Origin of the sequence: Falsibacillus pallidus, from assembly GCF_003350505.1 — a bacterium.
Classification (GTDB): domain Bacteria; phylum Bacillota; class Bacilli; order Bacillales; family DSM-25281; genus Falsibacillus; species Falsibacillus pallidus.
Genome location: NZ_QQAY01000002.1, coordinates 85,524 through 111,582 on the forward strand (window position 1 = coordinate 85,524; position 26,059 = coordinate 111,582).

Sequence of the window (26,059 nt, forward strand, 5' to 3'; positions counted from 1 at the left end):
TGCAAATAGATCGGAGAGGTGTTTTTATGAGTACGTTAACGAAAAAAGCAGCACCGGTGCAGCCTTCATTGAATGCTGAACCAGGTTTGCTGCAGCAGCCAAAGGCAGTGTGGGCGGTCTTTTTCGCTTGTATCATTGCATTTATGGGACTTGGCTTGGTGGATCCGATTCTACCTGCCATTGCAGAACAGCTGGATGCGAGCCAAAGTGAAGTGACGCTTCTATTTACGAGCTACAACGCCGTCATGGCCATAGCTATGCTTGTAACAGGCGCAATTTCATCCAGAATCGGGATTAAATGGACATTATTATGCGGAATCGTCATTATTGCTATTTTCTCTGCTTTAGGCGGAGCATCAAATGGTATATGGGCACTGGTCGGTCTTCGTGGAGGCTGGGGCCTTGGAAATGCCTTATTTGTTGCAACAGCGCTTGCCGCAATTGTTTCCCTATCTAACAGTGGAACTGCAAAGGCAATCATATTATATGAAGCAGCAATCGGCCTTGGGATCTCAGTAGGTCCACTGCTCGGGGGATGGCTTGGGGCTATGTCCTGGAGAGGTCCGTTCCTTGGAGTGGCGTGCTTGATGGTCATTGCGTTCTTAGGTTTAACAATATTAATGCCAAAAGCAACTGACACTGGGAAAGTGGCAAAACCCAAAACATCGCTGGCCGACCCGTTCCGTGCGCTGAAGCATCGCTCACTCTTAGTGTTCGGGATTGCAGCGGCACTTTATAACTTCGGATTCTTCACATTGCTTGCGTACGCGCCATTTGTAATGGGGCTGAAGGAACACGGCCTTGGATTTGTATTCTTAGGCTGGGGAATCCTGCTTGCTATTACGTCTGTTTTCATGGCGCCTAAGCTTCAGGCAAGATTCGGTGCAATAAAATCCATGTGTGCTATGTTATTCCTTTTTGCCGTTCTCCTTATTTGCATGGGAGTATGGACTTCTACTCAATGGGTTGTCATCACGTCTGTCATCCTTGCAGGAGCGGTACTTGGGAATAACAACACTTTGATTACGACTGCTGTCATGAATGCTGCCCCTGTGGAACGTTCTACAGCGTCTGCAGCATACAGCTTCCTCCGTTTCATTGGAGGTGCGATTGCGCCATACACAGCGGGCAGACTGGCGGAGATCTTCAATCCGCAGGTGCCATTCATCGTGGGTGCATTCTTCGTTCTCGTATCAGTGGTCTTTATTTGGGGAAATAAAAAGCACCTGAATCATGTAGATCATGCAGGGCATTAATTAGAAATGGAATTAAAATATGGAGGGAATCGACTTTTGGGTCGGTTCCCTTTTTTGATAGATAATAAAGTATAACAATTCTGAGTGAAGTGCTGTCCAGCTCCAGCGCCTAGCCCCTCGAGTCATAAGCCGTACCTCTACGGAAATCAGGATTTCCTTCGAGTTCCGTCTTATGCTGGTCGGGGCTGTTCGAGGCGCTTCCGCTTTTCTTATAATCTCATAATTATACAATTTTTAGTTCAATTCACTGCATACCCGGAATATATTTGAAATAAAATGCCTAAAAAAGCTAGCTGAAACTGAAATTATTTTTCAGTCACTATGACTTCTTAAAAGCCTATTAAACTAGGATTTAAAAGATGTTTTCCAAAAAATAGATACATAGTCACCTATGAAACTTAGTCGAATTGGATTGAAAATTATTGTATTATAATTTATAATTTTAAGAAAATTGTAAAATGGAAAAAGGGGGAATTCCATGAAATTATATGTTTCAGTGGATATGGAAGGAATTACAGGATTGGTCGACCATACCCATGTAGACTCGGGTAAACATAACTATGAGAGAAGCCGGGTGATCATGACAGAGGAAGCGAATCATGTCATTTCATCTGCTTTCGAGAGCGGCTGTAAGGAAGTGGTAGTCAACGACAGCCATTCGAAAATGAATAATTTATTGATTGAAAATCTTCATCCCGATACACAGTTGATAACAGGGGATGTAAAACCGTTCTCTATGGTTCAGGGATTGGATGATACATACACGGGTGCTGCGTTTGTCGGGTATCATGCAAGAGCCGGGCAGCCGGGGGTCATGACACATTCCATGATCTATGGTGCGAGGAATATGTACATAAACGATACAGCTATCGGTGAACTTGGCTTCAATGCTTACGTTGCGGGATATTATGGCGTACCGGTGCTATTGGTCGCAGGGGATGATCAGGCTGCTGCAGAAGCGGAAGCATTGATTCCGAATGTCACGACAGCAATCGTTAAGGAAGCGATATCCAGATCTGCAGCAAAATCACTTACTCCCGCAAAAGCAGGAGAGCTTCTTCGCAGGAAGACAGAAGAGTCTTTAAAAAATAGGGAAAATGTGAAACCGCTTACCCCTCCGGAAAACCCGGTGCTTCGCATCGAATTTACAAACTTCGGTGAAGCGGAATGGGCGAATTTGATGCCTGGAACAGAAATCGAAGAAGGAACGACCATTGTCCGTTATCAGGCGAAAAATATTCTTGAAGCCTACCAAGCCATGCTTGTAATGACGGAATTAGCAATGAGAACCACCTTCTGTTAGGAAGTGTTCAGATGATTACATATTTATTAAAACGTTTCGCTGCAATGATAGTGACGCTGTGGCTCATCATTACAATGACTTTCTTCTTGATGCATACGATTCCGGGCTCGCCGTTCAATGAAGAGCGCAATACAAGTGAGGCGGTCCAGAAGAATTTAATTTCCTTTTACCATCTTGACGACCCGCTGCCGCTTCAGTATGTGAACTATTTGAAGTCGGTTGCGATGCTTGATTTCGGACCATCCATCAAAAAAGGCGAATCTGTCAACACACTGATTGGAAGGGGATTCCCTGTCTCTTTTGAATTAGGGATGGATACTCTCATTGTCGCGATTATTTCCGGCATCATTCTTGGCGTAATTGCCGCTTTGAGGCATAACGGCATCATCGACTATTTGGCCATGACGATTGCTGTTCTGGGGATATCGATACCGAACTTTGTCATGGCAACGCTGTTGATTCAGGAAGTAGCAGTGAACTGGGGAATCCTGCCTGTTGCAACCTGGACGAGCTGGAGGCATATGATTCTCCCGATCCTTGCCCTGGCAACAGGTCCAATGGCTATCATAGCCCGTTTGACACGCTCAAGCATGCTTGAAGTCCTGACCCAGGATTATATCAAAACAGCCAAAGCTAAGGGATTGTCCCCGGTAAAGATTGTCATCAAGCACGCATTGAGGAATGCAATGCTTCCGATTGTTACGATACTAGGCTCCATGACTGCAGGGATCCTTACAGGAACATTTGTCATCGAAAAGATATTCGCAATTCCTGGGATGGGGAAATACTTCGTTGACAGCATCGGTACGAGGGATTATCCCGTCATTATGGGAACGACCGTTTTTTACAGTGCGATTCTGATCTTTATGCTCTTTTTAGTCGACATGGCTTACGGAGTGCTTGATCCGAGAATCAAACTGTCAAGCAAGGAGGGAAGATAATGGAGCTTCGAAAACAACATGAACCGAATATTGCGCCGAACATTCCTGACGAATGGTTCACGCCGAAACAAAAAGACTCTGATGAAGCAGAAGCTGTTGTCCGACCGAGCCTCTCTTACTGGCAGGATGCATGGAGAAGATTGATCAAAAATAAATTGGCGATGTTTGGGCTTATCTGTTTGGCGGTTTTAGCTGTCATGGCGGTTATTGGACCATGGATTTCCCCACATTCCGTTACGAAGCAAAATTTTATGGAGCAAAACCTTGGACCGTCCGGTGATCACTGGTTTGGTACAGATGATTTAGGACGCGACGTGTTCGCCCGTACCTGGTATGGCGCACGTATCTCCTTATTTGTCGGCCTTGTGGCTGCACTCATCGACTTTTTAGTAGGTGTCGTCTATGGAGGTATTTCCGGCTATAAGGGTGGTCGAACAGACAACTTGATGATGCGGTTTGTCGAAATCCTGTATGGGCTGCCATACTTGCTGGTCGTCATTTTGATCAGCGTTGTCATGGGGCCAAGCCTATCCACGATCATTCTCGCTTTATCCATTACCGGATGGGTTGGAATGGCTAGGATAGTTCGCGGACAGGTACTTCAAATTAAAAACTATGAATTCGTTCTTGCATCGAAAACGTTTGGGACGAAAACAAAGAGAATCATCAGAAAAAATCTGCTTCCAAATACAATGGGGCCGATTATTGTTCAAATGACGCTGACTGTACCATCGGCCATTTTTGCTGAAGCATTCCTAAGCTTTTTAGGAATTGGGATTCAGCCGCCATACGCAAGCTGGGGCTCGATGGCCAACGACGGTTTATCCGCGATTTTAACCGGCCAATGGTGGAGATTGTTCTTCCCGGCATTTTTCATCTCGTTGACAATGTTTTCTTTCAACGTACTTGGGGATGGGCTGCAGGATGCGCTTGATCCAAAGTTAAGGAGGTAGCGAGCATGGAAAATATACTGGAAGTCAATAACCTCCATGTCACTTTTAAAACGTATGGAGGGGAAGTCAAAGCCGTTCGGGGTGTCACTTTTGACTTGAAAAAAGGGGAGACCCTGGCCATTGTGGGTGAGTCAGGCTGCGGGAAAAGTGTCACATCCCAAAGCATCATGAGGCTCATCCCGAATCCTCCGGGAAGAATTGCAGAAGGTTCCATCCTTTATAAAGAAAAGGATTTGACTAAAATACAGGAATCCGAAATGAGGAAAATCAGGGGGAAGGATATCTCTATGATTTTCCAGGATCCGATGACAGCGTTGAATCCAACACTGACAGTCGGGGATCAAATCATGGAAGGAATCATTCAGCATGAGAAGATTTCAAGAGCTGAAGCAAAGAAAAAAGCGCTTGAGATGCTGAAGCTTGTGGGCATACCAAGTGCTGAAGCACGACTGAAGCAGTATCCGCATCAATTCAGCGGTGGGATGCGCCAGAGAATCGTCATCGCGATGGCACTTGTCTGCGATCCGGAAATCCTGATTGCCGATGAACCGACAACGGCCCTGGATGTAACGATTCAGGCTCAGATTCTTGATCTATTTAAAGAGATTCAAGAAAAAACCGGTGTATCAATCATCCTCATTACGCATGACCTCGGTGTAGTAGCGCAAGTCGCTGACCGAATCGCGGTCATGTATGCAGGAAAAATCGTCGAGGCTGGAACAAGAAGAGAAATCTTCTACAAGCCTCAGCATCCATACACAAAAGGTTTGTTGAATTCTGTGCCCCGCCTTGATCTGGATGGAGGAGACCTTATTCCGATTCCTGGATCACCTCCTGATTTATTTGCTCCGCCTGAAGGGTGTGCCTTCGCTGCACGGTGTCCTTATGCCATGGAAGTGTGCGACAGGGCATATCCATTCAAGACCAGCTTGTCCAGCGAGCATGAGGTAGATTGCTGGCTTCAGGATGAGAGGGCGCAAAAATTATTGGCAGCTATGAAATAGAAAAATAGATGCAAATTCATTGAATGAGGGGGAAAAACATGAAGAAAAAGATTTTCGGGGTATTGTCGACAGCTGTATTGATGTTCGGCCTCGCAGCTTGTACCGCAAATGACGATGCAAACAGCGAGCCGAAAGGCGACAAAGATTCCAAGACAGAGAAGGTATTGTACTTGAACAATGGCCAGGAGCCAACTTCTTTCGATCCGCCAATCGGATTCGATTCAGTGTCATGGAGTGCATTAAATAACCTGATGGAAGGTTTGACCCGTCTAGGGAAGAACAACGATCCAGAAGCAGCGACTGCTGAAAAATGGGATGTATCAGAAGATGGAAAGACATACACATTCCATATCCGCAAGGACGCAAAATGGTCTAACGGCGACGATGTCACTGCAGGTGATTTTGTATTCGCTTGGAAGAGATTATTAGACCCTAACACTGGTTCTCCAGCTTCATTCCTGGGCTACTTCATTGAAGGCGGAGAGGCATTCAATAACGGTGAAGGCTCTGCAGATGCAGTGGGTGTAAAAGCTTTGGATGACAAAACATTTGAAGTCAAGCTTACAAGCCCTCAAGCGTATTTCTTAAATGTCATTGCCAACCCTGCATTCTTCCCGATCGATGAAAAAGTGGCAAAAGACAATCCGAAATGGTTTGCAGAAGCAGACTCTTTCGTTGGAAATGGTCCATTCAAATTGACCAAATGGGATCATGACAGCCGCATCGTTATGGAGAAAAATGATAAGTATTGGGATGCCGATACAGTCAAGTTGGATAAAGTCGATTGGGCTATGATCGATGACACAAATACAGAATATCAAATGTTCAAAACAGGTAAATTGGATACGTCAGATGTACCTGCAGATTTGAGCGAACAATTGTTCAAAGATGGAAGCGTCAAGGTTGAAGACCAAGCGGGGCTTTATTTCTACCGCTTTAACGTCAACATGGAGCCTTTCAATAATGAAAAAGTCCGCAAAGCATTTGCAATGGCAATCGACCAGAAAAAAATTGTCGACTATGTAACGAAAAATCAAGAAAAGCCAGCTTATGGATTTGTATCTTATGGATTTAACGATGCAAATGGTAAAGACTTCCGTGAAACAAACGGCGATTTAGTCAAGACAGATGTAGATAAAGCAAAAGAATTGCTTGCTGAAGGAATGAAAGAAGAAGGATGGGATAAGCTTCCTGATGTCACTTTGACTTATAGCACAAGTGATTCCCATAAGAAAATCGCAGAAGCGCTTCAAGGAATGCTGAAAGAAAACCTTGGTGTGGATATCAAACTTCAAAACGTTGAATCCAGTGTGTTTGCTTCTGATCAAAAAGCATTGAAATATCAATTCTCTAGAAGTTCTTTCCTAGCTGACTACGGTGATCCGGTCAACTTCTTAGAAAGCTTTATCACTGGTTCTTCCATGAACCGTACAGGATGGTCAAATCCTGAATTCGATTCATTGATCAAAGCAGCTAAAAATGAAAAAGATGAAAACAAACGCTTCGAAGATCTATATCAAGCTGAAAAAGTCCTTTTCGAAGGCATGCCGATTGTACCGCTTTACTTCTATAACCAAGTGTACCTTCAAAACGATAAAGTCTCCGGAATTGTACGCCATCCGGTTGGATACATCGAATTGAAATGGGCTGACAAGAAGTAATTTTCAGCGCGAATCATAGACTTAGCCAGCCAAGGGGTGTTCTGATGAACATCCCTTGGATTTATTAAACATATACATATAAGATGCATCACCACGTTAATGAAAGTCCTTAATTCGAAAGGAGAATAAATGATGAAACCTCAGCGCCTCAAAAAAGGAGATACCATCGGAGTCATTTCCCCTGCTTCTTCCCCTAATAAAGAAAACCTGACAAGAGCGATAGAAAAATTACAAGACATGTATGGTGTGAAAGTCAAACTTGGAAAAAGTGCTTTAAATACATATGGCTACTTAGCTGGAAGTGATTTTGAGAGGTTGGAAGATTTGCATGACATGTTTGAGGATGCCGAAGTAAAAGGCATTATTTGTGCATGCGGCGGATATGGGACGGGCCGCATTGCCTCCATGTTGAATTATGAATTGATCAAACAGCATCCAAAAGTTTTCTGGGGATATTCAGATATTACATTCCTTCATACCTCCATTCGGCAGATGACCGGACTTACCACTTTCCACGGCCCGATGCTCGGATCTGATTTAGGAGAAGAAGATGTTCATGAAGATTCGTGGAAATCTCTTCAGCAGTTATTTGAGCCCTCAAGATTCACCTATACTGAAGAACTCTCTCCATTGGAAACATTGCATGCAGGAAAAGGGGAAGGGATTTTGACAGGCGGAAACCTATGCCTGATGGTGAGTACGCTTGGCACCGCATTTGAAATCAATACGAAAGATAAAATCATATTGATTGAAGATATACATGAAGAGCCGCGTTCTGTCGACAGAATGCTTAATCAGCTCTATATGACTGGGAAATTGCAGGAAGCTTCAGGACTTGTCTTTGGAGATTTCAAGGACTGCGGACCCGGGGAGAGGAAGCTGTCACTGGAATTGGATGAAGTGCTTGACCATTATGCCGGGAAGGCGAAAGTGCCGGCAGTGAAAGGATTCCAAATCGGGCATTGCAATCCGCACTATGCCGTTCCCTTAGGAGTGAAAGCCACTCTTGACGCATCCAATAAAATACTTGCCGTAGACAGCGGCATCGAATAAAGGATGATGAATGATGATTATTGAAAATATCGAAACCTACCGCGCAGCAGTCCCATTGACGAAGCCGTTTAAAACCGCATTGCGGACAGTCCACACGGCGGAAGCCGTCGTAGTGAAAATGGAGTGCAGCGGTGGCGTTGTGGGATGGGGAGAAGCTCCACCGACCGTTGTCATTACAGGCGACAGTCTCTCAAGCATCGAGGCGGCCGTCAATACAGTAATCAAACCGTTTTTACTGAATAAGAACTTACTGAACTATGAAACTCTCTTTCAAGGTATTCATACGATTCTTGTAGGGAATTCAAGTGCTAAAGCAGCGGTGGATATGGCGATGTATGACTGTATTGCCCAGTATTGCAAAGTCCCACTGTATCAATTCCTTGGCGGGGCAAAGGATGCTTTGGAAACGGACTTCACGGTCAGCGTCAATGACCCGGAAGAGATGGGAGAAGACGCAGCGGGCTATGTGGAAAATGACTTTAATATCTTGAAAGTCAAAGTCGGCAAAGACGATGCTGCTGTGGATATTGATAGAATTGTAGAAATACGGAACAGAGTAGGAAAAGAGGTCAAAATCCGCCTGGATGCCAATCAGGGATGGACGCCAAAAGAAGCCATCCGAACAATCCGTAAAATGGAGGACATGGGCCTGGACATCGAATTAGTCGAACAGCCTGTTAAAGCGGATGATATTGAAGGGTTGAAGCAGGTGACAGATCAGGTGGAAACCTTGATCATGGCAGATGAAAGTGTCTTCTCTCCTAAGCAGGCTTTCGAAGTGTTGAAAACACGCAGCGCTGATTTGATTAATATCAAGCTAATGAAAGCAGGGGGAATCTACCGTGCCCAGACCATCAATGCCATGGCTGAAGTTTGCGGAGTGGAGTGCATGGTCGGAAGCATGATTGAGACAAGGCTTGGGATCACAGCAGCTGCTCATTTTGCAGCGAGCAAGAAAAATATCACCAGATTTGATTTTGATGCTCCATTGATGCTGGCGAAGGATATTGTGGAAGGCGGAATACGCTACAACGGACGCCATATTACTTTTCCGACATCAACAGGATTGGGAATCTCACATGTACATATTGAAGGAGGGGCTACTATTGGAAATCCAGTATAAATGGCTGACTAGCGTGTCAGCGGCGACGGTTTGGACAAAACAAGATTCCAGCAGGGAAATGGATCAGGGAGCGATCACGAATCCAGTGCAGTTGGATGAGTGGATTGGATCCATGACGTATGATTCTCTCCTTGACCTTTGCGAAGGGAACCGCGTGCAGACGCAGCTGTTATTTGGCGAGGAAGTACTTGTCTTGGATGAAAAAGACGGCTGGGCTCAAGTGATCGCAGTCGATCAGCCATCATCAAAAGACGAACGCGGCTATCCGGGATGGGTCCCGTTGGCTCAGTTGGAAAAAGTGGTCGACTGGGATGTGCAGGACTGTTCATGGGCTGTCGTTTTTTCGAAAAAAGCGGATCTTCTTAATGAAGAAGGAGAAGTGGAGCTGACGCTAAGCTTTCAAACCCGCCTGCCTGTCCTTGAAGAGGAAAATGGAAAAGTGAAAGTGAAAACACCGATTGGAGCGGGCTACCTTGATACAAAAGACGTTGCAATCTATCCTTCCATTAAGGCAATCCCGATTGAAGACGGAGAAGCAATTGTAAAATATGGAGAACAGTTCTTGGATCTTCCTTATTTGTGGGGTGGTATGAGCAGCTATGGATACGACTGTTCAGGATTCAGCTACAATATGTGCAAAGCGAACGGAGTCATCATTCCCCGCGATGCCCATGATCAAGCTGCTTCAGGGGAAAAAGTAGAACTCGAAGATATTCAGCGTGGAGATTTGCTTTTCTTTGCCTATGAAGAAGGGAAAGGGAGCCTCCATCATGTCGGGATCTACTATGGAGACGGGAAGCTCCTCCATTCGCCAAAGACAGGAAGAACGATTGAAATCCTCGATATGAAGGGGACAATCTATGAAAAAGAGCTTTGCGCAGCAAGCCGCTACTGGAAGGGAACAGGTGACGCATCATGACCAATCAGACATTGCTCGAAGTAAAAGGGTTAAAGAAACATTTCAATCTGGGAAAAAAGCAAAATCTAAAAGCGGTGGACGGCATTTCTTTTGAAATTTACCGCGGGGAAACGTTTGGGATCGTCGGTGAGTCCGGCTGCGGCAAATCCACTGCTGGACGGACCATCATCGGACTCTATGATGCTACGGAAGGCGATGTGGTCTTTGACGGGAAAAACGTCCATGAAATGAATGAAAGAGAGCGCTTTGATTTCCATAAGCAGATGCAGATGATTTTTCAGGACCCTTATGCATCCCTGAACCCCCGCTCCACGGTGTCTGAAATCATTTCGGAGCCAATGGAAGTCCATGGGATGTACAAAAATAAGAGGGAAAGGCTCGAGAGGGTGTATCAGCTTTTAGAAGATGTGGGCCTGAACAGGGACCACGCGAACCGCTATCCCCATGAGTTCAGCGGTGGTCAGAGACAGCGGATTGGAATTGCGCGTGCATTGGCATTGAATCCTGAATTCATCATTGCAGACGAGCCGATTTCCGCATTGGATGTTTCTGTACAAGCGCAGGTCGTAAATCTCTTGAAACAGCTGCAGCGTGAAAAGGGCCTTACCTATTTATTCATTGCCCATGATCTTTCAATGGTCAAGCAAATCAGCGACCGTATCGCCGTTATGTACCTGGGGCATATTGTCGAGCTGACTGACAGCAAGATGCTGTATAATAATCCACTTCATCCATATACTCAGGCGCTTCTTTCAGCCATCCCGATTCCTGATCCGGATGTGGAAGATAAACGGGAGCGTATCATCTTAAAAGGAGAGCTTCCAAGCCCGATCAATCCACCGAGCGGCTGTGTGTTCAGGACGCGCTGTGCACACGCCATGGATGCCTGTGCATCCGTTAAACCAGAGTGGCAGGAAATTGAACCGAATCATTTTGTCGCATGCCATCTCTACAATAAGAAGGTGACAGGTGATCATGACTTCTCTCAAGTCGCTGCAAGCAAATAATATGCTCAGGTTAAGAGATGAAATCACGCAGCTGGCTTCCGTATGCCCAGGCAGGATCGGGTTGGCAATTGAAACGCATGAAGGAAAGATCCTTTTGAACGAAATGGACCGGTTTCCTTCAGCCAGTCTGATCAAGCTTCCCATTCTCATCGAATGCTTCAGACAAGTGGAAGCGGGAAAGATTTCTCTGGACGAGCCTGTCGATTTTTCGTCTTTGAAACGGGTCGGTGGAGCGGGCGTGCTGCCAGCCTTATCGGATTCCGTTAAACTGACGGTTAAGGATTTTATGACATTGATGATCATTGTTTCTGATAATACCGCTACCAACTTCTTAATCGATCTGGCAGGTGAGAAAGAAATCAATGACTGCATCAAAACGCTTCAGCTGAAGGAAACCTCACTCGGCAGAAGGATGATGGACTTCGAAGCCATTAGAAATGGGAAGAACAATTATACCAGTCCTGAGGACATGCTCCTTGTTTTGAAAGAGATTGATAGAGGAAAGCTTTTAAATAAAAAAAGCAGGGAATTGATCCTCCAAATCATGAAACAGCAGCAATTTGTCGACAAGCTTCCTGCATTGATGGATACAGAGATTGTCACTGCTGCCAATAAAACAGGAGAGCTGGACGGAGTGGAGCATGACTGCGGCATCTTTACATATGGCGAGAAAACCGTTTATGCCTCTGTTTTAATCGATGGTCTATACGATAAAGAACTCGGCAGAAAAACAATCAGCAGGATCGGCAAAGCGATCTTTGACTATTTAATAAAAAAATGAGTGAAATCCTTCCCTGCTATGTGATGGGAAGGATTTTTCTACAATGGAAAGGGGAATGGACATGAATGAACTTGTGGCATTTTTAAAAGATAACGAGTTAAACATGCTGAATGATTTAAGAGAATTAGTTGAAATCGAATCGCCTTCGACAAACAAACAGTTAACAAATCGGGCAGGAGATTGGATTCAACGGAACTTCATGCATTTGACAGGCGGATTGACTGAAGTAATTGCCGTGGAAGAATACGGGAATCATATCCGTGCACAATGGGCAGAAGGAAACGGCCAGCTTTTGATCTTGGCCCACTTTGATACGGTTTGGCCTGAAGGGACTCTTTCACGCATGCCATTCCGCCTCGATGACGGGAAGGTTTATGGACCTGGCACCTTTGACATGAAAGGCGGAATTATCCAGGGGCTATACGCGCTTCATGCACTGAGTCAATTAGGGATCAAATTAAACAAGAAAGTCGTTTGGCTTTTTACAAGCGACGAAGAAATCGGAAGTCCTTCTTCTGAGAAGCTCATTGAGAAAGAAGCTGCGAAGAGTGAGCGGGTATTCGTATTGGAGCCATCCATGGATGGAGCTTTGAAGACGTCCCGAAAAGGCGTGGGGATGTTCAAAATGAAAGTGGAAGGAATTCCTGCCCATTCCGGAGTCGATCCGGAAAAAGGCGTCAGTGCCATTGAGGAAATGGCTCATCAAATCCTCTATCTCCACGGCTTGACGGATTTATCAATCGGAACCACGGTGAACGTCGGAACAGTCCACGGCGGCACTACGGGGAACGTCATGGCAGCGGAAGCAAACGCAGATATCGACCTTCGGGTAAAATCGAAAAAGGAATTTGACAGGCTACTGCCGTTGATTCAGCAATTGAAGCCGGTTAATCCGAAAGCCAAAATAACGGTTGAAGGGGGCATCAACCGGCCAACGTTTGAACGGACAAAAGATACCGAAGAAATGTATTTGACAGCTAAAAAAATCGCACAAGAACAGCTTGGATTTACCCTGGAAGAACGGGAGACTGGCGGGGGAAGCGATGGGAACTTCACCGCGCCGCTCGCACCGACCTTGGATGGTTTGGGCCCTGTGGGTGACGGCGCCCACGCGGAGCATGAACATCTCATCTGGCATGAGATGCCGATCAGAAGCGCGCTGTTGGCCATGCTCCTGATTGCATACGGCAAGTAGGATAAGGGGATGAAAGTAGGAAAAGTTAGGAAGGAGATTGCCATTTTTCTTGAGATATTAGGTATGTCGTGCGATAGTTTTTTTCTTCCAATTAAGGAATAATGGTAGACATACTGCAGAAAAAGGATGAATTTAGCAACTCATCCTAAACATCAAGAAAAAAGGTGAAAAGGTTTGAAGGGCACAGCACATTTAGCTATCGGAACAGCAGCAGGATTCATCATCGGAAATACACAGCATTTGGATTTATCGACCAATCTAATGCTGGCAGGTCTGGGAGGCATCTCTGGCTTGATGCCGGATATGGATATCGACAGTGTATTGACCAATAAAATTACGATGTCACATAAAGTATTTCGGACCATCGCCCAAGTAGTGGGTGTACTGCTCATCGTTTACAGTTATTTAGACGGAGGATTCGATAAGTGGAAAGGGATATGTGCAGGGGTAGGAGTCATCGTATTCTCATCCTTTCTCACCCAGCGGCGGATGCTGACCATGACCGGGATTGGCGTCCTGCTTGCTGGATATTCACTGGGGGAAAACTGGCTCTGGCTGCTTGGGATCTTCATCATTGGAGCATCGCTAATCCCGCATAGAAGCTACACCCATTCCATTTTGGGAGTGATCTTTTTTGGCGTCATCGCCAGCAAGTTTCAAGCCTCAATTGGTTTGCCGGGTGCATTCGAGGCCTGCCTTGCAGGCTATATAAGCCATTTAGTCGCTGATATGAAATTCCTCCCGGTCAATAAGCGGGGAGTGAAATTATTTTTGCCGTTGTCTTCGAAGGAGATATAAAAAGGTCGAGCTTGGTGCATTTTTGTGCCAGGCTTTTTTTATGCAGAAATAAATTGCGTGAAATTCAGAAAATAGTTTAAAAATAAAAAAATGATTTTTATACAAAAGGGTTAAAATGAGTCGAATTGTGTCGATATAAGGGCGGGGAGGAAAAAGATAGAAAATCAATCTTCTCTTTTAGGACAAACACTAATTATTCAGAGGAGGGTCAATAGAGAATGAAATCAATCAAGTGGAAAGTGATCAGCGTGTCTTTCCTATTACTAGTCATTCCCGCACTTATTATCGGTCTTGTTGGATTTTTTCAAGCAAAAGATCATCTTAACAGTTTAGGTGATACGAATTTAAAAAATGGAGTAAAAATGGCTGTCAAACTTGCTGATACATTAAATGGCGAGGTGCAAAATGGTCATATTACTCAGGAAGAAGCCCAAGAGAAATTCAAAGAGGCTCTAATCGGACCAAAACAATCTGATGGAAAACGTACAATTACAAATAAAATAGATTTAGGGGAGAACGGATATTTCTTCGTTCTGGATGAAAATGGAAATGAACTTGCCCATCCTTCCTTAGAAGGCAAAAATGTATGGGATTCAAAGGATGAAGACGGAAAGTATTTTATCCATGACCTTGTCAAAAAAGCGAAAAACGGCGGTGGATTTGTCACCTATAAATGGCCGCTTCCAAATGATCCGAATGCAATTGAACCAAAAACTACATACAGTGAAGTAGATCCCAATTGGGGATGGGTCATTTCGGCTGGAACATATCAAATGGATTTTAACAAATCGGCTAATTCCATTTTATTGATGCTGCTGATCACATTGGCTGTCTCTTTAATTATTGGGAGCATCGTTACGCTACTTTTCTCCAGACATTTAGCAGCTCCAATTAAAAAAGTTTCGTTGCAAATGGGACAGCTTGCCGATGGGAATCTTTCTACTGAAATACTAGAGGTGAAAAGGAAAGACGAAATCGGACAATTATTCAATTCAATGAATCATATGAAAAAGAAACTTCGGGATATGATGCTTGAAATTACACGTGTATCCGACCAAGTTACAACCCAGAGCGAAGAACTTACACAGCATGCTGATGAGGTAGGGATGGGAAGCACCCAAATCGCATCGACCATGCAGGAATTATCGAGTGGTGCAGAAGAGCAAGCACATTCAGCTTCTACTCTTCTTGAAAAAATGAGCGATTTTTCACAGAGCATCATGAACGCAGCGATGGAAGGCGAAAATGTAAAAGAAAACTCTAAACAGATGTTGGAAATTACCGGTGATGGTACTCAAAATATGATTCAGTCAGTTAATCAAATGAACGAGATAGATAACCAAATAAAATCGTCATTATCCATGGTAAAAGGATTGGATGAAAAAACTGGCCAGATTACTGATCTCGTACAAGTTATAAAGGAAATATCAGAACAGACAAACTTGCTATCCTTGAATGCTGCCATTGAAGCGGCCAGAGCCGGTGAACACGGCAGAGGGTTTGCAGTAGTGGCTGATGAAGTAAGAAAATTAGCGGATCAGGTTACTCAATCTATCACGAATATCACGTCCATTGTTTCAGATGTTCAAAATGAATCGAAACAAGTTGTAACTAGACTGAATGACAGCTATCAATTAGTATCTGATGGAACAAAGCAAATCAACGTGACAGGCGAGAAATTCAAATTATTGAAGGATACAATTGAAAAAACAACCAATCAAGTAGAAACGATGTCTTCATCCATGTTTGAACTGTTGGATAATACGAAGGTCATCAATGCCTCCATCGATACAATCGCATCGGTTTCAGAGGAAACGGCTGCAGGAGTGGAGGAAGTGACAGCTACTTCAGAACAGTCAAGCAGTTCGATGGAAGAAGTGGCAAACAGTGCAAGGATGCTTGAAAAAGAATCAGCCAACCTAAACAAACTCGTACAGCAATTTACATTTTAAAAATGATTAATGACTTAAGCCCCTGTTGAATCAGGGGCTTTTTTAATCGACAAAAATCGGGGCGTGCCTGTCACTTTTGGTTTACTTCTTTAAATTTCTGAAATTTCTAAACATTAAATGATAATTTATGGTAATATTGTAAGATGTTATGATATTTATAGAGGGAGTGAGGTTTTTGCAAAAGGTGATTGAGGTAAATGGCCTGGCCCGTTCCTACAAGATAAAGAAGGGGACGAAAAAGGCTTTAGATGATGTATCTTTTGAAGTTTATAAAGGAGAGGTATTTGGACTGCTTGGCCCAAATGGAGCAGGGAAGACAACAACAATTAAAATATTGACAACCCTTCTTCTGCCAACAGGAGGCAATGCGAAGGTTCTTGGTTATGATGTTGTCACCGAAAGCCGCAAGATCAGGGATAAAATCAATTTTGTCTACGGAGGGGAACGAGGGGTATATGGGAGGCTTACGGCGAGGGAATATCTGCACTACTTCTGTACCCTATACAAAATTAAGAACAAAGAACAAACACAATTAATTAGTGAGCTGCTAGAATTAGTGGAATTAAAGGATAATGAAGGTCAGAAAATACATACTTATTCAAAGGGAATGACCCAAAGGCTTCATATTGCCAGATGTTTGATCAATGAGCCGCAAATCCTTTTCTTGGATGAACCGACGATTGGATTGGATCCATTAGGGGCAAGGCTATTGCGAGATTTAGTTAAGAAACTTTCAAGTAATGGAATTACAATCATTTTAACCACACATTATATGCAGGAAGCTGATGAGCTTTGTGATCGGATTGCATTCATTAAAAATGGGAAGCTGAGTATGATAGGCAATCCCGAGGAGATAAAAGATAGCTGCAACCATCTTAAATTATACGAGGCTACTATGAATCTATCTGATACAGAGAGCTTAAAAAGAGACAGCTTCTTTACGAATGTGGAAATAGAGGCAATCAAAGAACCATTTTATACAGTTAACTTCGAGGTCGATGAGTCGATTACAGAGAAAATTTCAGACCATCTTGGCAGATATGGTATGGTATTGAAACTGCGGAAGAAGGATATCTCTTTAGAGGATGCTTATGTCCATCACATGAAGGATGTTGGGTGATGGCATGAACTCTGTTTGGCTGCTTATAAGAGAAGTTAAATATTTCACGAACTTCAATAACAGAATGTATCAATTTTTGCTGTTTTTTCAGCCTTTTATGTTTTTGACTATTTTTTATTTTTTGAAGCAAGTAAGAGGTGACATCCAGTCAGATAAATTTGTGGTGGCATCGGCGTTGATCAGTATGTGGAGCTATGTTTTATATTCTTCAGGATCTTCGCTAATATCACAGAAATGGAGCGATACTTTAAAGCTTTTAATTGCTGCACCGGTGTCTTTGTTCAAAATCATACTTTCAAAAACCATCAGCAATTCAGTAATTGCACTCATTTCCATGATTTTAAGCTTTGTATACGCCAAGTTCATTTTTCATTTTTCAATAGGGGTTGAGGATTATTCACTATTCTTTTTAACTGTACTCGTCCTTGTTTTTTCATTGAGTGTTGCTGGATTGATATTGGCTATCGTTTTTGTAGCTTTTCAAAACGCGTTTGATTTTCAAAATTTAATCCTAATGCCAATGATTTTGATTTGCGGGGTCTTGATTCCGGTTGATCATTTGCCTTTAGCACTCCGGTTTATTTCCTACTTGATACCGATGACCTGGAGTATCAAAGCTGTGCATGAATCATTGCTGCTCTCGCCTAACATGTATACTTCATTAATTATAGCGGTATTGGTAAGCCTTGTTTACTTGGCTGCTTCTTATTTTATCGTGAAGAGGATAGAGAACATCATACGCCAAAAAGGAAATTTGGGGGCGATCTAATGCTGCTGTATAAATACGGGTTTACCAATATAAATTATAAGGCAATCTATTCTTTTCAATCCGTAAAACTATTTATCCTGTTTAGACTTATTGATCCGATTATTCATTACTTGTTTTATGCCGCCTTGGTCAGTTCTGTTATAGGATCAGAATTTATAAAATTCGTCGTAATCGGAAATATTGCCTTCTATACGTTTCAAACAATGTCCATCAACTTTTTGAACATGTTCAGGATGGAGAGAAGATTCGGAACACTTGAGCTGAGCATTGCATCTCCTACATCGACATTATTAATCATTTTGAGGAAGGCGATTGTACCTTTCTTGGATTCGACATTCGTATTTGCTGCTGGCTTGGTTATTGGACATTTCTTGTTTGGACTTGAGATGCCTTTGATGAAGACTGGAACACTTTTTGTTTTAATGGTCATCACCTTGTTTTCCATGATGAGTTTCTCAATGATTTTTGCAGCTGTAAGTCTTTTAGTAGAAAATCCAAATTTGTATTTAAACATTGTACTTGCGGTCACTCAGATTTTGTGCGGTGCCAACTTTTCCGTTCATTTTCTACCAGGTCCATTGGAGAGTATCGCTAGGATGCTTCCATTGACAAATAGTATTGAGGCATTGAGAGGGATTTTTGGTTTAGAATCCTATGCCATTGCTCCTTTATTAATGAAAGAATTCAGTATCGGGATTGGTTATTTACTCATTTCTCTTATCTTGATTGCATTTATGGAAAGAGCAGCAAGAAGAAATGGAGCGCTATTCAAAAGCGTATAAATTAAAGCGTTCAACAAATCCTATGCCCGTACGGGGGTGAGGGATATGACTGAAATGAAAAATCAGGAGTATAATGAAGAATGAGGAGACGCCATTTATTTGGCGTTTTTTTAATGAATTCCAGTCGGATTTATGGAATTTTTAGTCAGGGAAATAGTGTGAGTGATATAATAGGAATAGTGATTGATAGTTTTGATAAAGTTATAGGTATCTATAAAGAATCGATAGATATAAAACAGTTATACAAATATAGAAAGTTGCGATACATATGAAAAAACAGCAGGAAAAGCGGCTGGAAGCAGATTTATATGAGCCGATCAGAAAATATTTCGTCAAACAGGGATACGATGTTTATGGAGAAGTGAAGCATTGCGATATTGCAGCCATCAAAGAAGATGAATTGCTCGTGGTCGAATTAAAGCTGAACATGACCGTCGATCTTCTTATCCAAGCAGCTAAGAGGCAAAAGGCAGCGGACCAGGTTTACATTGGTATACCAAAACCAAAATACAGCTTGTTTTCGAAAAAGTGGAAGGACTTGTGCCATTTAATAAGGCGAATGGAACTCGGTTTGATTATCGTCTCTTTCCAGGGAAGCACTCCTAAAGCAGAAGTGAGAATTGAACCGCAGCCATTTGACCGGAAAAAGAGCAGGCAGCAAAATAGGCGGAGACGAAAGCAGATCATCCAGGAAATCCAGGGCAGAAACGGCGATTACAATGTAGGGGGCAGCACCAAAACAAAAATTGTCACTGCCTACAAAGAAAATTGCATTCAAATTGCACACTTCCTGAAGGAAAATGGCCCAATGTCTCCAAAAGGGCTCCGTGATTTAGGAACAGGGGATAAAACCACCTCCATTTTGAGTAAAAATTATGAAGGCTGGTTCGAGCGTGTTCAGCGAGGTGTCTACACACTGACGGAGAAGGGACAACAGGAGCTGGTTCTATATGAAAAAGTTGTACAATATTATGCTGATAGCAACAACAATGGGAGTGAGTAAGAAAAAGGGAGAACTTCTATACAAACATTGACCATTTCTTTCTTGGCCGCTTCACAAGTTCTCCCCCACAATTTGGGCAGACCTGCTCCATTTTTTCAGTACAGTCTGAACAGAATGTACATTCATAAGTGCAAATAAAAAGGCAACACCCTGATCCTGAAGTGGTTGACTGCAGTTTTCGCAATACTTTCTCATTTCAAGTGCCATATTTCACTCCACCTTTCTATTCTCGTATATGAAAATAATAGCACTACAATTGGTGTTGAAAAAACTGTCAGTTTCGATTTTTATCATGAGGACAAAGTGGGGAAGCAAATGATCTATTCTGCTGAATTGAAACGATTGCCTCTTTTTACTACTCTTATACTTTTATGTATTCAAAGTATGCTGATCGATGTGGATATTACAGGATTCATGTTTGATATAGCTGTGGCAATTTTGGCAGCAATTCTGTTATTAATTGATTTTGAGTTGGAAATCACAAATGAAAAAATCATATATCGAGTGAAGTTTCTTCTCGGAATAATATATTGCCGCAGTCTAACTTCCAGTGACATTAAGATTATTAAATGTAAACGTACAGGTTGGGCATCAAAATGTATTTCAATATGTCCACTAAAAGGAACGAAACTTAGGATTATTCGCTTTAAACCAGCGGGGGTTTATGATGCTCTTGTTTCTTTTGCCGAGATAAATAATATTGCAGTTGAAAAGAGTAAAGATTATCAAATTCTCGAGAGATAGCTCAAGTATGAAATTAATTGGAATTATAACTTTTGAAATCAAAGCAGGTGCATCAAATGGAATCTGAACTAATTAAAATCGTTGATGAAAATGGTACCGAATTAGGGGTTGCGACAAGGGAAGAAATTCATCGGCTCGGTCATTGGCATGAAACGTTTCATTGTTGGTTTGTGACGCGAGAAAATCAAGTAGACTACATCCACCTTCAGCTCCGAAGTGAAGATAAGAAAGATTATCCCAACCTGCTGGATATTACAGCGGCGGGGCACCTGCTTGCAGAAGAAACGGTGGAAGACGGACTTCGTGAGGTGAAAGAAGAAGTCGGACTCGAGCTGGCTTTGAGTGAATTGATTCATTTAGGTGTGATATCGTATGAAGTCGAGCGAGAGGACCTGATTGATCGCGAACGAACACATACATACCTTTTCCTTCATGAAGGGCCAATCAATAACTATGAACTTCAAAAAGAGGAAGTAGCAGGGATCGTCAAAATCGAATTTCAAGAGTTCAGTGAGCTTTGGGCGGGAACTAGAGAAAAAGTCTGTATAGAAGGATTTGGCGAGACAAAAGAGGGAGAATTTTTTCAGATAACCGATAGCGTAGGAAAAGAAGCGTTTGTCCCTCATGAAGAGGACTTTTATCAAGAAATTATAAAGAAAATTTCATTTCACTTGGAGCGTACAAAACAATGATTATTATGATCAATGGGGCTTTTGGGGTTGGTAAAACGAGTGTAGCTGAAGAATTAAAGAGCAGAATCGAAGGAAGCATTCTTTTTGATCCAGAAATGGTCGGGTACTTGCTCCGGGAGATGCTGCCTGTGGAAATCAGGCAAAGGGAAGCAAAAACTGGTGACTTTCAGGACTTCATCCTTTGGAAAAATCTCGTGGTGGAAGTGGCTGAAGAATTGATGGACACCTATCATGAAACATTGATTGTTCCAATGACGATTTATAATCAGGAACGATTTGAATACATTTATAACGGGTTCAAAAAAATAGATGCCAAGACATATCATTTTTGTTTAATGGCGGAAAAGGAAACCATTTCTGATCGGCTTTTGAATAGAGGGGAAGAAGAAGGGAATTGGTGTTTCCAGCAGACAGAAAGATGCCTTGATGGTTTCAGGTCAGGCACATTTGATGAGTACATACAAACCGATAAATTGAATATCGTTGAAATAACTGAACATATTCTTAGTCGTCTTGAAATATGAATATAGCTTTCCAAAGTATATCGCTATTAATGAAAAGTGATGTACTTTTTTATTATGAATTTACAATTATGCTTCACCTCCCACCCATTTTTAAAGATATTTTAATAATCTCGGGATAAAATAGGAGCAGGTAAAGAATTTGGAGGCAAAAATGAAAATTCTAATCATTGATGATGAAAAAATGTTAGCTGATGGGATAGCTGATTTATTAAGAGAAGAAAAATATGATGTGGATTCTGCCCATACCGGACTGGATGGTCTAATGCTTGCAGAGCAGAATATCTATGATGCAATTATCCTTGATATTATGCTTCCTGAGATGGATGGCTTTTCGATTGTACAATCTTTGAGAAGACAAGCTATAAAGACGCCTATCTTGCTTTTGACTGCTAAAGACAGTGTCACGGATAGGGTCAAAGGGCTCGATGCAGGAGCAGATGACTATTTAATCAAGCCGTTTGCCGGGCCAGAATTGCTTGCCCGCATTAGAGTTCTCCTCCGCGGAAAAGGAGATTTGGCAGAAGTGGAAATTGGATATGGACCAATTAAGTTAAATGACCATGATGCCTATTTAAATGGAGAAAAATTGAATTTGACGATAAAAGAATTTCGATTGCTTGAATTCTTTATTTTGAATAAGGAGCAGATTCTCCTGCGCGATCAAATCTTTAATCGAATCTGGGGATTCAGCTCAGAGGCAGGGGTGAATGTCGTGGATGTATATGTTCACCACCTTCGGAAAAAACTTGTTCCCTTTCAAATGGATCATTGGATTGTCACAGTACGGGGGATCGGATTCATGCTAAAAGGAGAAGTAAATGTTCCGCAAAACTAAAATCGAATTAGTCTCGCTTTTTACACTTGTATTTTTTATTGTGCTGACCATCTTGGGCTTTAGCTTGTATTTGTTCATGGAAAGAATCTCTTATTCTTCGATTGACGACCGGCTCCGTCATAAAGAGGCTTATCTTGTACAGAACTCAAATGAAATAAAGTCAGAGGAAAGGGAGCGGGAAACGGAGCGCAAGGTCACATACTTGTTCTGGGATGAGAAAGGAAACCTGCTCCAAAGTTATCCGGAAAATGCCTTTTACAGCAGGGAATTGGCGTCGTTAAAGCCAACGAATGATGATAAGAAGGTAAAAACGAAATCCGTTGGTGGTCATACTTACAGGATACTAAAGCATAAAGTATTGAAATTCGAACCGCAAAAAGTTCCTTCATCAGCCACTGTACAACTTGTTTACAATATAGATCCCGAGGAAAAGGTGCTGAAAAAACTTCTCCTTTTGATTGCCTTTGGCAGTGTAATCGGGCTTGCAATTTCGTTTTTTGCCGGCTTATTCCTCGCAAACAAAGCCTTGATTCCCATTCAAAGATCGTGGGAAAAACAAGCGCAGTTTGTCGGGGATGCATCTCATGAACTTCGAACGCCCCTTGCCATTATTCAAACACAGTTAGAAAGGCTCTTCAGACATCCAACGCGCACGATTGAAGAGGAAATAACGAGTATTTATAATGGCCTTTCAGAAGTGAAACGGCTTAGCAAAATGGTTGGGGACTTATTGACGCTGGCTAGATACGATTCCAATGAGCAACAGCTTAATCCAAGCTCATTCTCCATTGATGTGCTGCTTGAAAGTTTAGTGGAGCAGTTTCAGCCGATTGCAGATATGAAAGAAATGGAACTGAAAAAAGTAATAGAGAAAAATATCAATTACTTCGGAGATAAAGAACGACTCCATCAATTATTTGTAATTTTATTGGATAATGCCATTAAATACAGTTACCAAAATGGTCAAATTGTGGTTATGTGTAAAAGGGAAGGCACGTCGCATTTGATGATAAATTTTAAAGACAATGGTAAAGGAATTTCCGAGGATGATCTGCCATATATCTTTGATCGTTTTTATCGTAGTGAAAAAGAGAGAAACAGAGCGACCGGCGGTTCAGGACTTGGATTATCCATCGCTAAATGGATAGTAGAAGCTCACGGAGGACAGATAACGGCAGTATCAAAGCTAAATGAAGGCAGTGAATTTATTATCAAACTTCCATTATCAAATCATCCAAAGGCTAAATGACTCGCAGAAATGCGGGTCTTTTTGATATTTGGATTATTAAGTAATAAGCAGTCATTTTAAATAAGAGTGTATTTTTAAAGAAATTTTAAAAGTAGACCTATATGCTTAGAGTATCAGATAAATGAGTACAAGGAGGATTCAGATGGGGAAAATGGACAAAAAATGGGTCGTTCTCTGCAGCGCCGCAGTAGCTGCCGTGTATGCAGGCGGTTTTTATACAACGGAACAGGACGCTGTCAAAATGGAATCCGCTCATTACGAGTTTTTAAATAAGCAGACAAATGGACAAGTATCCAATCCTAATAAAGAAAAAACAAATTCTCTCAATAGTGAAACGATCAATACTCCGAAACAGCAATACAGAGATGGTACCTATACCGGAATGGGAATGAACAGGCGAGGAGAAATCCAAGTATCCGTGACCTTAAAGAAAGATAAGATCGTTGATGTTCAAATCAGTGATTGGGGTATGCACTATTCAGAAGAGGATGTCGTGAATCTCCCTGATCAAGTAGTCGCCGATCAAAGTTATAACGTCGAAAATGTCTCTGGAGCCACATACAGTACAGAAGCTTTTAAAAATGCGGTGCAGGATGCGCTAAGTCAAGCGGAAAATTCGTAGGAGATATGATGAGAAAAATAAAATTATTTATGGATACATTGATTGAAATTAAGATTGCAACTTGGAATGGAACTGCTGAAAAAGAAGCAGAAGCTGCTGCTGAACGAGCTTTCGAGCATTTTCGGAAAGTGGAACAAGCCTGCAGCCGTTTTAATCCAGAGAGTGAATTAATGCGTGCATGCAGCATAGCAGGAAAACCAGTAAATATCAGCCCCTATTTATTTGGACCATTAAAGTTCGCTTTAGAAGTAGCAAATGCAACGGATGGAAGGTTTGACCCCACCATCGGCAAGGCCATGGAACAGCATGGATTTAATCAAAATTATTTAACGGGAGAACGCATTTCTACGGCTTCAATCGATTCTGCCGCAACATATAGGGATATTATTTTAGATGAATCGACCAGGAGTTTACGATTAAAAAAGCCGCTAATTATAGATTTGGGAGCTGTCGCAAAAGGATTCGCGATCGATTTGGCAGCAGCTGAACTGAACGGGTTTGAGGGATATATCATAAATGCCGGTGGAGATGTGTATGCAAGAGGATTGGAGCGAAAGGACACACCGTGGAAAATCGGTCTGCAACATCCAGTAAAAACTGCTGAGGTCATCGAAGTATTTGATATATCGAACCAAGCCGTTTGCACAAGTGGAAGTTATGAACGAAAGAATGAGGATAATCCTGAAAACCACCATATCATCCTTCCAGAAACCACACGTTCACCCAATCGATGGGTAAGTTCTACTGTCATCGCCCCTTCAGCAATGTTGGCGGATGCCCTTTCTACGGCATGCTTCTTAATGGAGGCTGAAGAAGCGGATATATTATTGGAAGCGGCTGGTGCAAGAGGACGGTTGATCACTCCGGAACTGAAGATTGTAAAGGTGGGAGGAAATAAGGATGACATTTAAAAAATGGGTTAAAACCCCTAAAGGATATGTAGCTGCTGCAATGGCTTGTTATCTTATACTGGCATCAATAGGTTATAAAGACATGGCTGGGTTCAAAAATGCAATCATTGCAATTATTGCAGGAGTTGTAGTTGATACGGCTATAAATATCATCAAAGGAAGAAAGTGGACAGTGCCGGATGGTGCAGTAATCACAGGTTTGATTATCGCCCTTGTTTCTAGTACAGCAGCTTCCATGTGGGTGGTTACTTCAACAGCTGTACTTGCCATTTTATCAAAACATTTTATAGTTTATAAGAATAAACCAATCTTTAATCCTGCAGCATTAGGATTGCTGTTATCGTACCTTCTTTTCAGAACGGGGCAGAGCTGGTGGGGGGCGTTTGGAGATCTGACTCCATGGGCGATTCCCCTGCTGTTGATAGGCGGGTATGTCGTAGTCAACCGTGTTCATAAATTTCCTCAAGTCTTTGCTTTTTCAGGCACATCGTTTCTTATTTTGGCAATTATGGGTTTTTTCCATTCTACATTAGCAGCAGATGCATTTAGACCGCCATTTATTAATGCCACATTATTCTTTGCATTCTTTATGCTGACAGATCTTCCAACATCTCCAGCAAAAGATAAAGATCAAGTAGTATATGGTTTTCTAACAGGTGCATCAGGCAGCCTTATATACGCATTATCAGGAGGATTATTGTATTTATTTATTGGTCTGTGCTTAGGGAACCTATTTACCTATTATAAAAAACGTTCTGCATCAAAAACGAAAATGAGCAAGCCGGTATCCATGAGAAGATCCAGCTAGCCAAGATAAGAATCAACTAGGAACAATTGATGTCTTATGTTTCCCTATCTTATT

26 protein-coding genes and 1 pseudogene are annotated in these 26,059 nt (G+C 42.3%); 26 read left to right on the plus strand and 1 reads right to left on the minus strand.

What is annotated here, in order from left to right; genetic code table 11:
• Positions 1-26 precede the first annotated feature (26 nt).
• The 18 genes from DFR59_RS03950 to DFR59_RS04040 all read left to right on the plus strand — a co-directional run bounded on the left by DFR59_RS03950 (position 27) and on the right by DFR59_RS04040 (position 19,620).
• On the plus strand, positions 27-1,256 hold the full coding sequence (locus DFR59_RS03950; protein WP_114744330.1) for an MFS transporter: 1,230 nt from the start codon (positions 27-29) through the stop codon (positions 1,254-1,256).
• Between the two features lie 478 nt (positions 1,257-1,734).
• Positions 1,735-2,559: a M55 family metallopeptidase gene (locus tag DFR59_RS03955; protein ID WP_114744331.1), complete on the plus strand. Its 825-nt coding sequence runs from the start codon at positions 1,735-1,737 to the stop codon at positions 2,557-2,559.
• An 11-nt stretch (positions 2,560-2,570) separates the two neighbouring features.
• Entirely contained in the window at positions 2,571-3,500 is a 930-nt protein-coding gene (locus DFR59_RS03960; protein ID WP_114744332.1) for an ABC transporter permease, read from the plus strand.
• Entirely contained in the window at positions 3,500-4,453 is a 954-nt protein-coding gene (locus DFR59_RS03965; protein ID WP_114744333.1) for an ABC transporter permease, read from the plus strand. The genes DFR59_RS03960 and DFR59_RS03965 overlap by 1 nt, the downstream gene beginning before the upstream one ends.
• A 5-nt stretch (positions 4,454-4,458) precedes the next feature.
• Entirely contained in the window at positions 4,459-5,457 is a 999-nt protein-coding gene (locus tag DFR59_RS03970; RefSeq protein ID WP_114744334.1) for an ABC transporter ATP-binding protein, read from the plus strand.
• 38 nt (positions 5,458-5,495) lie between these two features.
• Positions 5,496-7,118, plus strand: a complete 1,623-nt coding sequence (locus tag DFR59_RS03975) for a peptide ABC transporter substrate-binding protein (RefSeq protein WP_425454691.1) — start codon at positions 5,496-5,498, stop codon at positions 7,116-7,118.
• A 129-nt stretch (positions 7,119-7,247) separates the two neighbouring features.
• A complete protein-coding gene (locus DFR59_RS03980; protein WP_114744336.1) occupies positions 7,248-8,171 on the plus strand; it encodes a S66 peptidase family protein in 924 nt (307 codons plus the stop codon).
• Between the two features lie 13 nt (positions 8,172-8,184).
• Complete coding sequence (locus tag DFR59_RS03985; protein ID WP_114744337.1) at positions 8,185-9,294, plus strand: dipeptide epimerase; 1,110 nt, start codon at positions 8,185-8,187, stop codon at positions 9,292-9,294.
• Entirely contained in the window at positions 9,278-10,213 is a 936-nt protein-coding gene (locus DFR59_RS03990) for a C40 family peptidase (RefSeq protein ID WP_114744338.1), read from the plus strand. The genes DFR59_RS03985 and DFR59_RS03990 overlap by 17 nt, the downstream gene beginning before the upstream one ends.
• Positions 10,210-11,220, plus strand: coding sequence for an ABC transporter ATP-binding protein (locus DFR59_RS03995; RefSeq protein ID WP_114744339.1), 1,011 nt, complete (start codon positions 10,210-10,212; stop codon positions 11,218-11,220). The genes DFR59_RS03990 and DFR59_RS03995 overlap by 4 nt, the downstream gene beginning before the upstream one ends.
• Positions 11,189-12,001 carry a serine hydrolase gene (locus tag DFR59_RS04000; RefSeq protein WP_114744340.1) on the plus strand — a complete coding sequence of 271 codons (813 nt, stop codon included), beginning with the start codon at positions 11,189-11,191 and terminating at the stop codon, positions 11,999-12,001. The genes DFR59_RS03995 and DFR59_RS04000 overlap by 32 nt, the downstream gene beginning before the upstream one ends.
• Positions 12,002-12,062: 61 nt before the next feature.
• Positions 12,063-13,196 carry a M20 family metallopeptidase gene (locus tag DFR59_RS04005; protein WP_114744794.1) on the plus strand — a complete coding sequence of 378 codons (1,134 nt, stop codon included), beginning with the start codon at positions 12,063-12,065 and terminating at the stop codon, positions 13,194-13,196.
• Between the two features lie 174 nt (positions 13,197-13,370).
• Positions 13,371-13,994 carry a metal-dependent hydrolase gene (locus DFR59_RS04010; RefSeq protein ID WP_114744341.1) on the plus strand — a complete coding sequence of 208 codons (624 nt, stop codon included), beginning with the start codon at positions 13,371-13,373 and terminating at the stop codon, positions 13,992-13,994.
• A 218-nt stretch (positions 13,995-14,212) separates the two neighbouring features.
• Complete coding sequence (locus tag DFR59_RS04015; protein ID WP_114744342.1) at positions 14,213-15,946, plus strand: methyl-accepting chemotaxis protein; 1,734 nt, start codon at positions 14,213-14,215, stop codon at positions 15,944-15,946.
• A gap of 184 nt (positions 15,947-16,130) precedes the next feature.
• Positions 16,131-17,066 (plus strand): ABC transporter ATP-binding protein, encoded by a 936-nt coding sequence (locus DFR59_RS04020; RefSeq protein ID WP_245948397.1) that lies wholly within the window; start codon positions 16,131-16,133, stop codon positions 17,064-17,066.
• A 4-nt stretch (positions 17,067-17,070) separates the two neighbouring features.
• A complete protein-coding gene (locus DFR59_RS04025) occupies positions 17,071-17,835 on the plus strand; it encodes an ABC transporter permease (RefSeq protein WP_158538308.1) in 765 nt (254 codons plus the stop codon).
• On the plus strand, positions 17,835-18,617 hold the full coding sequence (locus DFR59_RS04030; protein ID WP_114744345.1) for an ABC transporter permease: 783 nt from the start codon (positions 17,835-17,837) through the stop codon (positions 18,615-18,617). Before DFR59_RS04025 ends, DFR59_RS04030 begins: the two co-directional genes overlap by 1 nt.
• 268 nt (positions 18,618-18,885) lie before the next feature.
• Positions 18,886-19,620, plus strand: coding sequence for a DUF2161 domain-containing phosphodiesterase (locus tag DFR59_RS04040; protein WP_114744347.1), 735 nt, complete (start codon positions 18,886-18,888; stop codon positions 19,618-19,620).
• 16 nt (positions 19,621-19,636) lie between these two features.
• Here the strand turns inward: DFR59_RS04040 and DFR59_RS04045 are convergent.
• Positions 19,637-19,827 (minus strand): annotated as a pseudogene (locus DFR59_RS04045) (DUF1272 domain-containing protein).
• 96 nt (positions 19,828-19,923) lie between these two features.
• Between DFR59_RS04045 and DFR59_RS04050 the strand changes: the two are divergent.
• The 8 genes from DFR59_RS04050 to DFR59_RS04085 all read left to right on the plus strand — a co-directional run bounded on the left by DFR59_RS04050 (position 19,924) and on the right by DFR59_RS04085 (position 26,005).
• Positions 19,924-20,364, plus strand: a complete 441-nt coding sequence (locus DFR59_RS04050; RefSeq protein ID WP_147278252.1) for a hypothetical protein — start codon at positions 19,924-19,926, stop codon at positions 20,362-20,364.
• A 56-nt stretch (positions 20,365-20,420) separates the two neighbouring features.
• Positions 20,421-21,056: an NUDIX hydrolase gene (locus DFR59_RS04055; protein WP_114744349.1), complete on the plus strand. Its 636-nt coding sequence runs from the start codon at positions 20,421-20,423 to the stop codon at positions 21,054-21,056.
• Positions 21,053-21,580 (plus strand): AAA family ATPase, encoded by a 528-nt coding sequence (locus tag DFR59_RS04060; protein ID WP_114744350.1) that lies wholly within the window; start codon positions 21,053-21,055, stop codon positions 21,578-21,580. The genes DFR59_RS04055 and DFR59_RS04060 overlap by 4 nt, the downstream gene beginning before the upstream one ends.
• Positions 21,581-21,731: 151 nt before the next feature.
• On the plus strand, positions 21,732-22,415 hold the full coding sequence (locus DFR59_RS04065) for a response regulator transcription factor (protein WP_114744351.1): 684 nt from the start codon (positions 21,732-21,734) through the stop codon (positions 22,413-22,415).
• Positions 22,399-23,664, plus strand: a complete 1,266-nt coding sequence (locus DFR59_RS04070; protein WP_114744352.1) for a sensor histidine kinase — start codon at positions 22,399-22,401, stop codon at positions 23,662-23,664. Before DFR59_RS04065 ends, DFR59_RS04070 begins: the two co-directional genes overlap by 17 nt.
• Positions 23,665-23,806: 142 nt before the next feature.
• Entirely contained in the window at positions 23,807-24,286 is a 480-nt protein-coding gene (locus DFR59_RS04075; protein WP_114744353.1) for an FMN-binding protein, read from the plus strand.
• Between the two features lie 8 nt (positions 24,287-24,294).
• The gene (locus DFR59_RS04080) at positions 24,295-25,197 is read left to right on the plus strand and encodes an FAD:protein FMN transferase (RefSeq protein WP_114744354.1); all 903 of its coding nucleotides are present in this window, start codon (positions 24,295-24,297) and stop codon (positions 25,195-25,197) included.
• Positions 25,187-26,005 (plus strand): RnfABCDGE type electron transport complex subunit D, encoded by an 819-nt coding sequence (locus tag DFR59_RS04085; protein ID WP_114744355.1) that lies wholly within the window; start codon positions 25,187-25,189, stop codon positions 26,003-26,005. Before DFR59_RS04080 ends, DFR59_RS04085 begins: the two co-directional genes overlap by 11 nt.
• Positions 26,006-26,059 lie beyond the last annotated feature (54 nt).